Origin of the sequence: Bartonella elizabethae F9251 = ATCC 49927 (genome assembly GCF_000518165.1) — a bacterium.
GTDB classification, from domain to species: domain Bacteria; phylum Pseudomonadota; class Alphaproteobacteria; order Rhizobiales; family Rhizobiaceae; genus Bartonella; species Bartonella elizabethae.
The window spans coordinates 18,958-35,386 of the sequence record NZ_JADB01000003.1; the positions used below are offsets into that span (position 1 = coordinate 18,958).

The 16,429-nt window shown below is 38.0% G+C and carries 8 protein-coding genes; 4 read left to right on the forward strand and 4 right to left on the reverse strand.

Features of this window, described 5'->3' with window-relative positions:
* Positions 1 to 270 precede the first annotated feature (270 nt).
* Positions 271 to 2,379: an ATP-dependent DNA helicase RecG gene (gene recG / locus T429_RS0103845; protein WP_005773414.1), complete on the reverse strand. Its 2,109-nt coding sequence runs from the start codon at positions 2,377 to 2,379 to the stop codon at positions 271 to 273.
* Positions 2,380 to 2,753: 374 nt separating this feature from the next.
* Here recG and dnaE point away from each other — a divergent pair, with 374 nt between their 5' ends.
* On the forward strand, positions 2,754 to 6,242 hold the full coding sequence (dnaE, locus tag T429_RS0103850) for a DNA polymerase III subunit alpha (RefSeq protein WP_005773415.1): 3,489 nt from the start codon (positions 2,754 to 2,756) through the stop codon (positions 6,240 to 6,242).
* Between the two features lie 189 nt (positions 6,243 to 6,431).
* Here dnaE and T429_RS0103855 read toward each other — a convergent pair whose 3' ends face one another.
* Together T429_RS0103855 and T429_RS0103860 are read right to left on the reverse strand one after the other, a co-directional pair.
* Positions 6,432 to 7,679, reverse strand: coding sequence for an FAD-binding protein (locus tag T429_RS0103855; RefSeq protein WP_005773416.1), 1,248 nt, complete (start codon positions 7,677 to 7,679; stop codon positions 6,432 to 6,434).
* 46 nt (positions 7,680 to 7,725) lie between these two features.
* Complete coding sequence (locus tag T429_RS0103860) at positions 7,726 to 7,974, reverse strand: zinc-finger domain-containing protein (protein WP_005773417.1); 249 nt, start codon at positions 7,972 to 7,974, stop codon at positions 7,726 to 7,728.
* A gap of 325 nt (positions 7,975 to 8,299) precedes the next feature.
* On the opposite strand from T429_RS0103860, the gene T429_RS0103865 reads away from it, so the two are divergent.
* Complete coding sequence (locus T429_RS0103865) at positions 8,300 to 10,483, forward strand: RNA degradosome polyphosphate kinase (RefSeq protein ID WP_005775139.1); 2,184 nt, start codon at positions 8,300 to 8,302, stop codon at positions 10,481 to 10,483.
* Positions 10,484 to 10,489: 6 nt separating this feature from the next.
* Positions 10,490 to 12,007, forward strand: a complete 1,518-nt coding sequence (gene ppx / locus T429_RS0103870) for an exopolyphosphatase (RefSeq protein ID WP_005773420.1) — start codon at positions 10,490 to 10,492, stop codon at positions 12,005 to 12,007.
* Positions 12,008 to 12,491: 484 nt separating this feature from the next.
* Here the strand turns inward: ppx and rnd are convergent, their stop codons facing one another.
* The gene (gene rnd / locus T429_RS0103875; RefSeq protein ID WP_005773421.1) at positions 12,492 to 13,646 is read right to left on the reverse strand and encodes a ribonuclease D; all 1,155 of its coding nucleotides are present in this window, start codon (positions 13,644 to 13,646) and stop codon (positions 12,492 to 12,494) included.
* Between the two features lie 132 nt (positions 13,647 to 13,778).
* Between rnd and aspS the strand changes: the two genes are divergently transcribed.
* Complete coding sequence (gene aspS, locus T429_RS0103885) at positions 13,779 to 15,572, forward strand: aspartate--tRNA ligase (protein WP_005773422.1); 1,794 nt, start codon at positions 13,779 to 13,781, stop codon at positions 15,570 to 15,572.
* Positions 15,573 to 16,429: the final 857 nt, after the last annotated feature.

Consider the following 16,429-nt stretch of genomic DNA (forward strand, 5'->3'; position numbering starts at 1 on the left):
TAATGAAAGAATAAAAAATATTCTCTTAAGCGATCAAAAAATGGATCAGATCTATAAAGATAAGGGGCAAAAGAACGCATTATGCTTCTCCTCTTTTAATGCAAGAGTAATCCAGATTGAGAGAAAAGATGCTGCTGTTGGTTTGTTTATACTTTCATGAAGCATAGATGGCGTAGGGAGTTTGTTAAATCATTTATGAGTGATCCCAAGAAAGAATAGCTTATTTGCATAGCGGGTGTTTTTATTTTTATCAAAGGTTCTTTTCTATCATTATCCTGCTCGTAAGAGACGTGTAGCGTTGTCGTGTCCGAAAAGATAAAGGAGCAACCGTAAAGCTTGTCCTTGCTCAGAAGAAAGATGAGGATCGCGTTGTAAAAATAAGCGTGCATCCTTTCTTGCTATTGACAAAAGATCACTGTGAACAGCAAGATTTGCTATATGAAATTCAGGGACGCCAGACTGTTTTGTGCCCAAAAGTTCTCCTTCGCCTCGCAAGCGCCAATCTTCTTCGGCAATTTCAAAACCGTCTTCTGTATTACGGATAATATTTAGGCGTTTTGCTGCTGTTTTGGTGAGTGGATCTTTATAGAGCAAAATGCAGGAAGATTTTTTATCACCTCGTCCTACACGTCCACGCAATTGGTGTAATTGTGAAAGACCAAAATGTTCTGCATGTTCGATGATAATAATCGAAGCGTCTGGGATATCCACGCCGACTTCAATGACGGTCGTTGCAACTAAAATACGTGTATTTCCGCATTTAAAAGATGCCATAGCAGCTTCTTTTTCTGCTGTAGACATTTTGCCATGAATCATCCCAACGCGAGCTCCAAAGCGTTCATGAAGAAACGCAAAACGATTTTCAATTGAAGTAAGATCAAGAGCTGTCGATTCCTCCACTAAAGGACAAATCCAATAGAGTTTTTCTCCTTTTTCGAGTGCAATTGCAATTCGCTCTATAAGCTCATGCATACGTTTCAAAGAAAGCATTGCTGTTGTAATTGGTTGTCGTCCCATTGGTTTTTCTGTAATTTTGGATACATCCATGTCACCAAAAGCTGTTAAGACAAGTGTGCGGGGAATGGGTGTGGCGGTCATAACTAGCATATCCGGTTTATTGCCTTTTTCTGTAAGGGCAATACGTTGGTGCACACCAAAACGGTGTTGTTCATCGATAATGGTTAAAGCGAGATTGTTATAAGTAACACTGTCTTGTATGAGTGCATGGGTCCCAATGACGATAGAAACTTGGCCTGATAAAATATCATTCAGAATATTTGTCCGCAATTTTCCTTTTTCTCGTCCTGTTAAAAGCGTTGTTTGTAAGCCTATCTTTTCGGCAAGAGGAGTGATGGTGGCAAAATGTTGCCGAGCAAGCACTTCTGTGGGGGCCATTAAAGCTGATTGTCCTGAATTTTCAGCAATTTGTGCCATTGCCATTAGTGCCACGACTGTTTTTCCCGCGCCTACATCGCCTTGGAGCAGTCTTAGCATCGGTTCTGGTGAAGCAAGATCATTGGCGATATCCTCTACCGCTTTTATCTGTCCCTTTGTGAGCTGAAAGGGGAGAATATTAAGCAATTTTTTCGTATAAGTTTCCGTTGATGGTCGAGGAGTCCCAACAAGAGATTTTGTTTTTAAACGAACAAGACCTAGCGCCAATTGACAAGCGAGCAGTTCATCATAGGCAAGACGTTTACGTGCTGTACTTTCTAAGGATAGATCATCGGGGTTAATGGGGGCATGGATACGGCGTAAAGCAACAGAAAAGGAAGAAAAATTTTGTTGCTTTTTAATATTTTCATCTATCCATTCTGGGAGGAGAGGAATAAAATCGAGAGCGTTTTGTATAGCACGTCTTAACGTCTTTGAAGCGAGTCCGGCGGTAGAAGGATAAACAGGTTCGATGAGAGGAATCTGATTTGATTGTTCACTCGGGATAATATAGTCGGGATGCGCCATTGAAAGTTGCCCGTTAAACCATTCAACTTTTCCTGATACAATGACTTTTTTCCCCTCAGAGAGTTGTTTTTTGAGCCAAAGAGGCTGTGCATGAAAAAAAACTAAATTTATTTTTCCTGTTTGATCATGGGCAATAACACGATAGGGAATTTTCTTATGACCACGAGGGGGTGGTTGATGTTGATCGATGACAATTTCCAGCGTAACAGTCTCTCCTTCTTTTGCGTAAGCAATGCTGGGACGCATCCTGCGGTCTATAACAGAATGAGGCATTAATTGAAGAAGATCCATAAGGGTTGCTTCACGTTGTGTAGGATTCACATTTAAAAGTTTTGTCAGTAAACCATAGACTTTAGGTGTAATACCAGCAAGGGTTCGAATAGAATTAAAAAGAGGAGTAAGAAGACTTGGAGGCATAAGAAAATTTAACCTGCTCTTTTTGTTTTTTCTAGACCTTTAGAAGAGCTTTTTGGGGATAAATTCATAAAGAGGAAATTGTTTGATTAACTTATTGAGTTTTAGGAAGAAAAATGAATATTTAAAAAGATATACTAAAAGAATGCTAAAATTAAAGAGCTTATATGAGGTATATTTTGCTTCTTTTTATTTTAGGCGTTTATTTGCTGTGAATAGAAGAATTTTCTTGATAGAACTCTCTTATAAAGATCAATAAAATTGAGATATTTTCCTATGTGGAATGATAAATTTATAGTTTTAAGGTTATGCTAGCCTGAAATTTTTGCTCTAAGGGGTTTTGTTTAGCATTTAGTTTGTAGTGGGAAATTGTTAGAGTGATCAAAGATAAAAATAAACTGCAAGAGGACAAAAATTCTCTTCCTCGCTTTATTCATTTGAGAGTGCATTCAGCTTATTCCTTGCTTGAAGGGGCTTTAAAAATCCCACAAATTATTCAACAGGCGATTTCAGATCATGCACCAGCGGTTGCTATTACCGATACCAATAATTTATTTGGGGCTTTGGAATTTTCTCAGTATTGTCTTTCTCATGGGGTTCAACCTATTATTGGTTGTCAGATTACCGTTGATTTTTGTGATAAAAATGATCATTCACGTTTGGTTAAAGGACGGAATGCTTCTGATTTTTGTTCTGTCGTTCTGTTGGCTGCTAGCAAAACCGGTTATGCTCATTTGGTTCGTCTTGTAAGCCGTGCTTATCTTGATAAATGTGATACTGATCCTCCTCATATTAAAGCTGATTGGTTAGCGGCACACAGTGAAGGCATCATTGCTTTAACGGGCGGCAAGGGAGGACCTATTAATCTTTCCTTGGCAGAAGAAAAAAAAGAACGCGCCCTTGAGCGCTTAATTTATTTGAAAAAAACTTTTGCTGATCGTCTTTATGTGGAATTACAACGGCATGGCTCTTATGACCGTGGGGTAGAAGCAGATCTTATTGAATTGGCTTATGCGCATGAAGTTCCTCTTGTTGCAACGAATGAAGCTTTTTTTCTGAAGAGAGAGGGGTATGAAGCGCATGATGCATTAATGGCTGTTTCAGAAGGGCAAATCGTCTCTAATCCTGATCGCAAAAGGGTGACGCCAGATCATTACTTGAAGTCACAAGATGAAATGGTTGCATTGTTTTCTGATCTGCCAGAAGCTTTAGAAAATAGTGTTGAAATTGCATTGCGTTGTCATATTGCCACGCCTCTTCGAAAACCGATATTGCCTCGTTTTATAGAACAATCTACTAATTCAGAAACTACTTTAGAAGCAGAAGATAGTGAATTGTTAAATCAAGCTAAAGCTGGTTTAGAAATGCGACTTAAAACGATTGGATTGGCTGTAGGGTATACGATCGCAGATTATGAACAGCGGCTTGATTATGAGATCTCCGTTATTACGCGTATGCAATTTTCTGGATATTTTCTTATCGTTTCAGATTTCATAAAATGGGCGAAAATTCATGATATTCCTGTTGGTCCAGGGCGGGGTTCTGGTGCTGGTTCACTTGTTGCTTATGCATTGACGATTACCGATGTTGATCCATTGCGTTTTTCTCTTCTCTTTGAACGTTTTCTCAATCCAGACCGCGTTTCGATGCCAGATTTTGATATTGACTTTTGTCAAGAGCGGCGTGAAGAAGTTATTCAATATGTTCAAAAAAAATATGGACGTGATCAAGTTGCTCAAATTATTACCTTTGGTAAGTTACAAGCTCGTGCGGTTTTGCGTGATGTAGGGCGTGTTTTAGAAGTTCCTTATCGTCAGGTGGATTATCTTACAAAACTAATTCCTGCCACGCCAGGAAGTCAGGTAGAATTAGCGGATGCGATTAAGGATGAACCTAAATTTGAAGAAGAAAAGAAAAAAGATCCCGTTGTTGGACGCACATTAGATATAGCACTTCAGTTAGAGGGACTTTATCGTCACGCTTCCACTCATGCTGCGGGGATTGTTATTGGAGATCGTCCACTTTGGGAGCTTGTCCCGATGTATCGCGATCCTCGTTCTGATATGCCTGTTACGCAATTTAATATGAAATATGTTGAACAGGCTGGGCTGGTAAAGTTTGATTTTCTTGGGTTAAAAACGCTTACTGTTTTGAAAATGGCCGTTGATTTTGTTGCTAGACAAGGGAACAAAATAGATTTGTCAAATATCCCTCTGAATGATGAAGCAACCTACGCTATGATGGCACGTGGTGAAACGGTTGGCGTGTTTCAGGTGGAAAGTTCTGGTATGCGCAAGGCGCTGATTGGAATGAAGCCAGACCGTATTGAAGATATTATTGCGCTGGTTGCGCTTTATCGTCCCGGTCCAATGGAGAATATTCCAACCTATAATGCACGCAAACACGGAGAAGAGGAAATAGCTTCTATTCATCCTAAAATAGATCATCTGATTAAAGAAACACAAGGTGTTATAGTCTATCAAGAACAGGTAATGCAGATTGCTCAGGTGCTGGCTGGTTATTCGCTTGGAGAAGCTGATTTATTACGTCGTGCTATGGGGAAAAAAATTCATGCAGAAATGCAAAAACAGCGTACACGTTTTGTCAATGGAGCCGTTGCTGGTGGTGTTGATAAAGAGCAAGCGGATATTATTTTTGATCTTTTAGCAAAATTTGCCGATTATGGTTTTAATAAATCACACGCTGCTGCTTATGCAATTGTTTCTTATCAAACAGCTTATATGAAAGCTAATTATCCCGTTGAGTTTTTAGCTGCTTCAATGACGCATGATATGACAAATACGGATAAGCTCAATGATTTTCGGCGTGAGGCATTAAGGCTGGGTATTGAAGTTATTGCACCTTCTATACAAACATCTCATCGTGTTTTTGAGGTTGGTGAGAACTGTATTTATTATTCTCTTGCTGCTATTAAAGGGGTGGGAGAAACAGTTGTCGATCATATCGTTGCTTGCCGTGGGAATAAGATTTTTAAGAATCTGGAAGATTTTTGTGCACGTGTTGATCCTCGTATTGTTAATAAGCGTGCGATGGAAAGTTTAGTTTATGCTGGTGCTTTTGATTGTTTTAATATTGCGCGTGAAGTTTTATTAGCCAATCTTGGAACGCTTCATGCACGGGCACAGCGTATTCTCGATGACAATTCTAGTGGGCAGTTTGATATATTTGGAATGGAAGGCGGATTAAAAGAACCATTAATTTTATCCCAAACGACTCCTTGGTTACTGGCTGAGAAACTTTATCGAGAATTTCAAGCAATAGGCTTTTACTTTTCGGCTCATCCATTGGATGAGTATCAAGCTATTCTCGCCAAAAAACGTGTTCAGACTTGGAGTCATTTTGCCAATGCCGTTAAAGGGGGAGCAACAGCTGCACGGCTTGCTGGAACCGTTGTAGCAAAGAATCTACGCAAAACAAAATCTGGTAAAAAAATGGGAATTATTCATTTTTCTGATACAAGCGGACAATATGAGGCCGTTCTCTTTTCTGAAGCACTTTCGGATTATGAGGAGATGCTAGAACCTGGAAAATCTTTTATTATTACGGTAAGTGCAGAAAATCGCTCTGAAGGGGTTAGTTTGCGAATTGAGACAATTCAGTCTTTGGAAAAGGAAGCATTACAGCAGCATAAAATGATGCGTCTTTTTATAAAAACAGTTGAGATGCTTCCACAAATTGAACAAAATTTAAATCTTGGGGGAAATGGAGAGGTCGGACTTATTTTAATTCAAGAAAATGGATTGCGAGAAGTCGAAATCGCACTTCCAAAGCGATATAAGGTCAATTCACATGTCGCAAATGCTATGAAATTAATTCAGGGTGTTGTCGATGTAGAATTAAGTTAAAACAAGAGTAAAGAGAGGGGGATATTCGAGGGGATTTTTGCTTTTGGAAAAGTTGGAAGTTGAGTTTTGAAAAACAGATAAGTGATTTCGAAAGAGCTTGCTTTTATTTGAGTAAATACTGGTGGATTTTTAATGTCATAAAGTCAAAAAATCTATTTTCTTGCTAATATTCAAAGTACGGCAAGAACTTTATAAGTTTTGATCATTATTTTTTATGGAATTCATAACATCATACCTATAAAGCCAGTGGAGGTTTGACATAATGCTCTCAGATGTACGAATTTTCATTATAAGATTACGGGCTATTGCTATGGGGCCGGTTGCATGATAAGCTAATCTGTTGAAATCTCCGCGTTTTTTTACTTTTTCAAGACGGGGAATGCGTGTTGTTTCGTAAAGCGAAAGTGCTTTCGTTAATGAAAGATCTTTCAATGAAAGTGCTTCTGCTAATGTAGCAGCATCTTCGATTGCCATAGCAGCACCTTGCGCTGCAAAAGGTAAAGCTGCATGCGCACAATCGCCAACAAATACTTGTCTCTCTAAGCCTAGAAAACGATTTTGTTTCATGTGAAAGAGAGGCCAATATCTCCATTCATCAATATGATCAAAGATTTGTAAGATTTTTGAATTCCAATCCTTAAAAAGAGATTTAAGTTTTTCTTTATCTCCTTTATGTGCCCATCCTTCTTTTGAATTTTCTCCATGCGTAATAGCGACAAAGTTAAAAATTTTTTCTGACGACTGAAGGGGATAGACAACAAGATGATTGTTTGGTCCCATCCATGCTGTGATTGTCTTCATATTTTGTAACGAAGAACGAAAGCTTTGAGGAAGATTATCACATGCTGTTGTTGCACGCCAAGCAATAAAGCCACTAAAACTTGCTTTTTCATGAAAAGGAGCTTGTTGCCGTAATGTTGACCAAACGCCATCACATCCGACTAGGAGGGGCGTTGAATAAAGCTGTTTTGTTGCTGTATCTGTTTTTGTTGTCGTTATTTTAATGTTGGTTGCAGAGTGGGTAGAAGATATGATTGTTTCGCCTGCTTTGTATTTAATCAGGGGATTTTCAATCACTGCATTATATAAAATTTTTTGTAAAGCCGCACGATGAATGGTCATATAAGGGGCTTTCCAATATTTTTCTGTTAGATTGATAAGATGAGCATGTAGACGTGTTTTTAAAGATATTCCATCTTTTAACTCAAGAAAATCTGGGATTATTGCGACTTCAGTGAGTTTGTTAAGAAGTTTCCAGTGAGCAAGAATAGATGTTGCATTTGGAGTGAGCTGAATACCAGCACCTATCGTTTCAAGTTGCTTACATTTTTCGATAATGGTGCTTGCAATTCCTTTATGAGCGAGCGCTAAAGCGGTGCTTAAACCCGCAATTCCGCCTCCAACGATGATGGGTGATTGCTCCACAAATGATTTCATATTAAATAAGCAAAACTAAAAGAGTGGTAGAAAGCTCGATAACGCATTATACTGGCTCTTTTGGATGATATAAACATCCTGTTGGGTTTGTTTGATCGTAGGAGAGTGAGGGAACATAACGATAAAGGGTTGAGCAATAAGGGCAGATTTTCTCATCAGCTGCTCCCATATCGATAAAGATATGAGGATGATCGAAGGGTTGTGTTGCGCCTACGCACATAAATTCTTTCACACCAATTTCGATTGTTTTATATCCAAGGTCATTTTGGAAATGAGGAATGTTATGATCAGCCATGGTGTATAAACTCCAGAATAAATTGTCTCATCCACTATGATGAGGCTCTTCCATTTTACAAGCACGAGTTTGTAATAATGCTTATAATAATGCAAGATGCTTTTTAAGACAAAATGCTCTTCTATTATGCTATATAGAATGATCGGCATGTGTTTAGCACTTTGCATATAGAACTTTTTTCTAAGTATTTTTAAATATTAAATGGAAACATAATAATAAAAATGAGACATTGATGTATTATGAGGAGGATAACATATTATAGAATGTTATGTGAGGTATTTCGTCAAGGATTTTAGAAAGTATAAAAGAAGATTAATGAGCATATATGGAACAGAGGGTGGCAGATAAAATTTTTCTATCGGATATAACAATGAAAAATCCGGTGCGGTTTATTAATCGAGAGTTTTCATGGTTACAATTTAATAATCGTGTTTTGATGGAAGCTGCTAATTCGAAACATCCTTTATTAGAACGGTTACAATTTCTTTCGATTTCAGCAACAAATCTTGATGAGTTTTTTATGGTTCGTGTTGCTGGTCTTGTGGCTCAAATTCGTGCTCATGTTACAGCGTGCAGTGCAGATGGGTATACTCCACAAGAACAACTTGATGTTGTGTTAGCTGAGATTTCACGGTTGCAGGCTCATCAACTACGGGAATTGAATGTTTTACGTGGAGAATTAAAAAAGAATGATATTGAAATTATTTGTTCTAATGATCTTTCAGATATTGAAAAATCGTGGCTTGAAAAATATTTTCTTGATACAATTTTTCCTGTTCTCAAACCTTTGCCTGTTGACCTTACACATCCTTTTCCTTTTATTCCTAATTTAGGGCTTTCTCTTGCGTTTCAATTGTCTGAAGAGGCGGGGCAACACGTATGTACAGTGTTATTACCCATTTCAATGCTTTTAAGGCGTTTTATTCTTCTTCCTCAAGAAGAGGGGCATCATTTTCGTTTTATTGCATCTGAAGATGTTATTTACCTTTTTATTAAATATCTCTTTCCTCACTATGAAGTTAATGAAATTGGTACATTTAGAGTGATTAGGGACAGCGATATTGAAGTAGAAGAAGAAGCTGAGGATCTTGTTCATTTTTTTGAAAAGGCGCTTAAAAGGCGGCGGCGTGGGCAGGTTATTCGCATTGAATTTGACGCAAAAATGCCAGAGAATTTACGCCAATTTATAGCGAATTGTCTTGCTGTTCCTGATAACTGTATTCATGTTCTTGATGGGCCTTTGGCACTTAATATGGTCTCAGAAATTGTTTCTATTCCCCGTGATGATCTCAAATTTATTCCTTATATTCCTCGTGTTCCCGAATCCCTTCGTAAACATAATGGGGATTGTTTTGCGGCGATTCGTGAAAATGATATTGTGATTCATCACCCTTATGAAACGTTTGATGCTGTTGTCCAATTTTTACGTCAAGCTGCCCACGATCCTGATGTTGTGGAAATCAAACAAACACTTTATCGGACGTCAAATGATAGCCCAATTGTTAGCGCTTTGATTGAAGCGGCTAAACAGGGAAAGTTTGTGACCGCTTTGGTAGAAGTTAAAGCACGTTTTGATGAGGAAGCAAATATTCGTTGGGCACGGGATCTTGAATATGCTGGAGTTCAAGTGATTTTTGGTTTTATTACTCTAAAAACGCATGCTAAGATGTCTTTGGTTGTAAGACGTGAAGGAAAACGTCTTTGTTCTTATGTTCATCTTGGAACAGGAAATTACCATCCTGTTAACGCTAAAACTTATACGGATCTTTCTTTTTTTTCCACGGATGATGATATCGCTCATGATGTTGTGTTATTGTTCAATTATATTGCGCAATATGAGCGTCCACATGAAACAATGAAGATTGCTTTTTCGCCCTTAACATTGCGTGGTCGTATTCTTCGACATATTGAAGGGGAAATTGCTCATGCACAACAAGGAAAGTTTGCTGCTATTTGGATGAAAGTAAATGCATTAGTTGATCCTGAAATTATTGATGCTTTATATCGTGCTAGTCAAGTAGGGGTACAGATTGATTTGGTTGTGCGGGGGATATGTTGTTTACGACCTCGTATTCCAGGAATTTCGGATAATATTCGTGTAAAATCAATCGTAGGGCGTTTTCTTGAACATAGTCGCATTTTTTGTTTTGGAAATGGTCAGGATTTGCCTAACGAAAATGCACTTGTTTACTTAGGCTCTGCTGATATGATGCCTCGTAATCTAGACTACCGTATTGAAATATTGGTTCCAATTTTTAATAAAATGGTGCGGCGGCAGATTCTTTTACAAATTATGCTGGCTAATCTCATTGATAATCAACAAAGCTTTGATATACTGGAAGATGGAACATCGAAACGTATCACACCGCAGAAAGGTGAAAGTCCGTTTAATGCGCAGGAGTATTTTATGGCCAATACAGGTTTTGCGGGGAAAAATGAGTCTTTTGAATCTTCTATTCCGCGCTTGGTTGCGTTGCATCGCCAACAAGCTAAAATACATAAAGACTGAAATCCAATGACACATAGAGATGCTCAAGGTCGGCTAAAAGGGCGTAAGCCTGTTGCTGTTATTGACATTGGATCAAATTCTGTTCGGTTGGTTATTTATGAAGGGCTTGTTCGCTCCCCAACGGTTTTGTTTAATGAAAAGATTCTTTGTGGTCTTGGTCATGGTGTTGCAAAAACGGGGTTTTTAGAAGAAAAAGCGGTGAAAATGGCGTTGCAAACGCTCAAACGATTTCGAACACTGTGTCGACAGATTGGGGCAGATGAGGTCTATACTTTAGCAACGGCAGCAGCACGAGATGCAAAAAATGGTGTCGCGTTTATTCAAAATGCTGAAGATATTTTACAAAATAAAATATATCTGCTTTCAGGAAGTGAAGAAGCAATGTATTCCGCCTATGGGGTTGTTTCTACTTTTTATCAACCAAAGGGGCTTTCTGGAGATCTCGGGGGGGGAAGTCTGGAACTTATTGATATTGATCATTCTGATGTTGGTGAAGGGATTACGCTTCCATTGGGTGGTTTACGACTACAGTATATGTCAAATAATGATAGTGCTGTTGCTACAAAAATTGTGCATGAGCAATTTTATAAATCTTCTGTTGTGCGTACGCGTAAAGGCATGGCACGTTATTTTTATGCCGTAGGGGGAACATGGCGTAATTTGGCAAAACTCCATATGGCAATGAAACACTATCGTCTCCCTGTTATGCATGGCTATGAAGTTGATGCTATGGAAATGGAGAAATTTTTACGTCTTGTGGCAGGCGGCAATATTGATAATATGAGAGGGATTGCGGCGGTTTCACAGAATCGTCGGAAACTTTTATCGTATGGGGCAATTGTCCTTATTGAACTCATTCAGTCTATGGAGTTTGAAAAGATAATTTTTTCTGGTGCTGGCGTTCGTGAAGGTTTTCTTTATTCACGCTTGCCGCAGACTATTCGACTTTCAGACCCTCTCATTGCTGCATGTACAGAAATGGCTATTTTACGGGCACGTTCTCCAAAACAAGCAGAAGAGCTTATTGATTTTACGACGAATGCCTTTGACGTTTTTGGAATTTCAGAAACTGAAAATGAATGCCGTTATCGTCAAGCGGCTTGTCTTCTCGCAGATATTGGTTGGCGTATACATCCAGATTATCGAGGCAATGAAGCAGCCAATCAGATAGCATTAGGATCTTATCCAGGAATTTCTCATGAGGGGCGCCTTTATGCAGCGCTTGCGGTTTTTTTTCGCAATACAAGTGTATTGGTTGATAAAGAATCTCTTCCTATTTTTCAATTAGCAACGCCAAATATCATTGAGAAAGCACGTATTCTTGGTGAAACCATGCGTATTGCTCATCTGTTTAGCGCTTCTGTTGCAGGGATTTTACCTCATTTATTGTGGCTTAAAAAAGAAGATCATATCGTTTTGCAGATCCCCCAAAATTACGCTGGATTATTGGGAGAACGTCCTCTTGGACGATTAAAGAAGTTATCGAAAATAATAAAGAAACCTCTTGCTTTTGAAGTTTCTTGATTTTTCCTTCTCATTTATTCGCATTTTAGATCTTAAAAGATTAGGTGTTTTAGTTTCTATGCTCATTGATTTTTAATGATTGCATTGCCATTTTTATTAAGAATTTTTCTTTTAAAACTTTTATGAAAAGATTCGTGTTTTTTAGATTTTTTTAACAAAATTGTTAGTTGATTGAGCTGTTCTCTTTAATAAGCGTTTATGATTTAAGTTTTTTTAATTTGTCAGCAGCAGATTTTATTTATCCTATTTGTATTGTCCTATAGAGCATACTAGTTGATGCAGATAATAAGGAGCGTAATGGATTTTAAAAATGAGAATGTTTTAAATTTACTCAGAAGTTTTTTTTATATTATTTCAAATAAAATTGATTCAATAAGATGCAATTGTAAAATTTTTCTCTTTTGATTTGCTACTCATTTTGACACAATACGAGTTTCTCTTCAAAAGCATTTATAGCAATCTCAGGATGTGGAAGAAATATACATTAAAGCTGTTTTGTACTTATTTTTCCATCGTTAAAGTAAAATCCTATCTGTCCCTTTAGCAGTTGTTCAGCTTTTTGACCAAATATTTCATAGCGCCAGCCATTCATAGCAGGGATATTTTTCTTTATTCCTCCATTGGCGATTTTTTCTAAATCACTAGATGTCGCAATAATTTTGGGGGCAATGCTGTTTTCGTCTGCAACAAGTTTTAATAATACTTTGAGCAGATCGATAGCAGCGGCTGTCGTATCATTGAGTGGGTTATATTTAGGAATAGGGGGTAAAGTAGAAAGATCCGCCTCTAAGCCTTCGTGGACAGCCTTGATTAATGATGACGTCATTGAACGTTTATCCCAATTTTTATTAAGGCTGCGCAACCGTTTTAACGCAGATTCATCTTTTGGTTGTTGGGTTGCTATTTCTATGAGACATTCATCTTTCATGATATGACGACGGGGCATATTGTGTTTTCGTGCTTCACGTTCACGCCAAGCGGCTATCTTTTGTAGTACAGCAAGTTCACGCGGTTTTTTAACTTTTCCTTTCACTTTTTTCCATGCTTCATCTTCTGGCATATCATAGGTTTTAGGATTTAAGAGGATAGTTATTTCATCATCCATCCAGTGAGTCCGTTGATTTTTTTCTAATCTTTTTTTCAAGAGGAGATAGACATCTCTTAGATGAGTGACATCAGCAACGGCATAGAGTAATTGTTTTTCAGACAGGGGGCGACAACTCCAATCTGTAAAGCGGGAAGATTTATCAAGATGATGCCCCGTGCAGCGCTGTACAATTTGATCATAGGATATCGAATCACCAAATCCGCAAATTGATCCGGCTATTTGTGTGTCGAAGAGAGGGGAAGGAATAACGCCTCCAAGATAATAAATCGTTTCAATATCTTGGCGAGCAGAGTGAAAAACTTTGACAATTTTTTTATCGATCATGAGGTCAAAAAATGCTTGTAAATCAATATCTGGGGCTATGGGATCAATCAGGACTGTAACATCTGGTGATGCGAGCTGGATTAAACACAGTTGAGGCCAAAAAGTTGTTTCGCGGATAAACTCAGTATCAACTGTTACAAAATCAGAGGTCCGTAGAGCGTTAAGTGCAATTTCAAGATCTGTTGTTTGTGTAATAAGATTCATCATTTTATTATCATTCGATACATTAAATTTGTCTTTTATTGACTTTATTTTCCCGTTTTTATTCTCATATCTTGACAAATGGTTATTAAAAAGCGTTTGTAGCGCATGTGAATATTATAATCAAAGGCAAAAAACATGCACCGTTATCGCAGTCATCATTGTGCGGCTCTTCGTAGATGTGATGTAGGAACACAAGTTCGTCTTTCGGGCTGGGTCCATCGTGTTCGTGATCATGGAGGAATTCTTTTTGTGGACTTGCGTGATCATTTTGGAATCACACAAATTGTTGCGGATCCTGCTTCGCCAGCTTTTAAAGTTATTGAAAAAGTGCGTTCTGAATGGGTCATTCGTGTTGATGGGGAGGTATGTGCGCGGTCTGATGAGGTTATCAATGCAACGCTTCCAACAGGTGAAATTGAAATTTTTGCACAAGAGGTAGAAATTCTTTCAAAATCTGAGGAGCTTCCTTTACCGGTTTTTGGTGAGCCTGATTATCCAGAAGATATTCGATTAAAATATCGTTTTCTTGATTTGCGTCGGGAGACTATGCATAAAAATATTATGCGTCGGACTGAAATTATTGCGTCTATGAGACGGGCTATGCAAAATAATGGTTTTACGGAATTTACAACGCCGCTTTTGACAGCCTCATCGCCGGAAGGTGCACGTGATTTTTTGGTTCCAAGTCGTGTTCATCAGGGAAAATTTTATGCACTACCACAAGCACCACAGCAATATAAGCAGTTGTTGATGATGTCAGGTTTTGATCGTTATTTTCAAATTGCGCCATGTTTTAGAGATGAAGATCCGCGGGCTGATCGTCTTCCTGGTGAATTTTATCAATTAGATATTGAAATGAGTTTTGTTGAGCAGGAAGATGTTTTAGCAACGATGGAACCCATTATGCGTTCTATTTTTGAAGAATTTGCAGATGGGAAAACGGTGACACAAAACTTTCCTCGCATTTCTTATGAGGAAGCAATGCGGAAATACGGTTCTGATAAGCCTGACCTGCGTAATCCGATCATTATGGAAGATGTTTCTCAGCATTTTTATAATTCTGGTTTCAAAGTGTTTGCTCAGATTTTAGCGAATGATGAGAATGCACAAGTGTGGGCTATTCCGGCTAAAACGGGTGGAAGTCGTGCTTTTTGTGATCGTATGAATGGATGGGCACAAGGTGAGGGACAACCAGGGCTCGGTTATATTTTCTGGCGCGAAGAAGAAGGAAAATTTGAAGGAGCAGGGCCTATCGCCAAAAATATTGGTGAGCAGCGAACTGAAGCGCTTCGTAGACAACTTGGACTTGAAAATGGGGATGCTTGTTTTTTTGTAGCTGGAGATCCAAAAAAATTCGCATCTTTTGCTGGAGCAGCCCGCATACGGGTAGGAGAAGAATTAGGCCTTGTCGATAGAGAGAGTTTCTCTTTAGCGTGGATTGTTGATTTTCCATTTTTTGAATGGAATGAAGATGAGAAAAAAATTGATTTTGCTCATAATCCTTTTTCCATGCCTCAAGGGGGAGAAAATGCTCTGGAATCTCAAGATCCTCTTACGCTTAAAGCTTTTCAATATGATCTTGTTTGTAATGGTTATGAGATTGCATCCGGTGGAATTCGTAATCACTTGCCTGAAATGATGCTTAAAGTTTTTGAACTCGTAGGACTTTCTAAGGAAGTTGTGAAAGATCGTTTTGGTGCTCTTTATCGCGCATTCCATTATGGAGCTCCCCCCCATGGCGGTATGGCTGCGGGAATTGACCGCATTATTATGCTGTTGCAAGGTGTTAAAAATTTACGTGAAGTTGCTTTATTTCCTATGAATCAACAGGCACTTGATCTTTTGATGAGTGCGCCATCTGATGTTTCTTCTACACAATTACGTGAGTTAGGAATCCGTATGGCTCCTACGCACAAAAATAGTTCATAAAGTGATTTATAGATTGTTGTCGTTTCTTTCTCCATAGTGTGAAGTTTTTGATGCTTCTCAAGAGCATATCTGTTGTTTATCGACTTAGAGAGGTGAAGAATGCTATTGTATTAATCCTTCCAGAGGCATTGTTTTTAAAGAAATATCTCTCAATGTATAGTCTATCTCGTGTTATGACACTCTCTCATGAAGGATATAACTTAAAACCTCATGAGTGCTATGAAAAACCATTGCCATCTTTATTGAATAAAGAGTAAGCTGTCATTTTCCTTATCTTAGATAGTCGCTCTTCCCTTTGTGATAAGCAGGAAAATGATTGTGCTTGATTTATCATGAATAAATTGGAAATGAGAAAACTTTAGAATACTTGGGATTTTTATTTAAGTTATATATATAACAATATTTTATATATATTTTGTTGAATTTCTTACGACATGGTAAAAGATAATTATCTCTCTTCGCGTTTATGAAAATAATGCATTTTTTCTTCCTATGGGTTCAACCTTGGGGAACTCTATAAGCTTTGAATATTTTTTAAGTTTTTCATAGAAAAACAGGATGAAGTTGTTATACAATTTACCTTATACTGAAAGATGATGTTTGAAAGGTGCTTTTTTCATTCCTAAAAGGATGAAATGACTCTTTGTGAGCCCTCAAATTATATTGTCGGATTTGGAAAAACTTTCAATAAAGTTTTTGTTTAGAATAATTTGCACTCACAATATATTTTGGGAAAAATTGTTGTTGTTGGATAGACTATAAAAATTGATTTTACATCGTTTTGAAAAGTTATATCATAACTCCAGTTTTCTTAGATGTATCGGCCAATAATAGCATTGTTTTTAGATTTTTATTTA

Bases quoted from the DNA above. Each gene is read 5' to 3' on its own strand.
- T429_RS0103865 (WP_005775139.1), top strand. From the start codon at position 8,300: ATGGAACAGAGGGTGGCAGATAAAATTTTTCTATCGGATATAACAATG.
- rnd (WP_005773421.1), bottom strand. From the start codon at position 13,646: ATGATGAATCTTATTACACAAACAACAGATCTTGAAATTGCACTTAAC.
- aspS (WP_005773422.1), top strand. From the start codon at position 13,779: ATGCACCGTTATCGCAGTCATCATTGTGCGGCTCTTCGTAGATGTGAT.
- T429_RS0103855 (WP_005773416.1), bottom strand. From the start codon at position 7,679: ATGAAATCATTTGTGGAGCAATCACCCATCATCGTTGGAGGCGGAATT.
- ppx (WP_005773420.1), top strand. From the start codon at position 10,490: ATGACACATAGAGATGCTCAAGGTCGGCTAAAAGGGCGTAAGCCTGTT.
- T429_RS0103860 (WP_005773417.1), bottom strand. From the start codon at position 7,974: ATGGCTGATCATAACATTCCTCATTTCCAAAATGACCTTGGATATAAA.
- recG (WP_005773414.1), bottom strand. From the start codon at position 2,379: ATGCCTCCAAGTCTTCTTACTCCTCTTTTTAATTCTATTCGAACCCTT.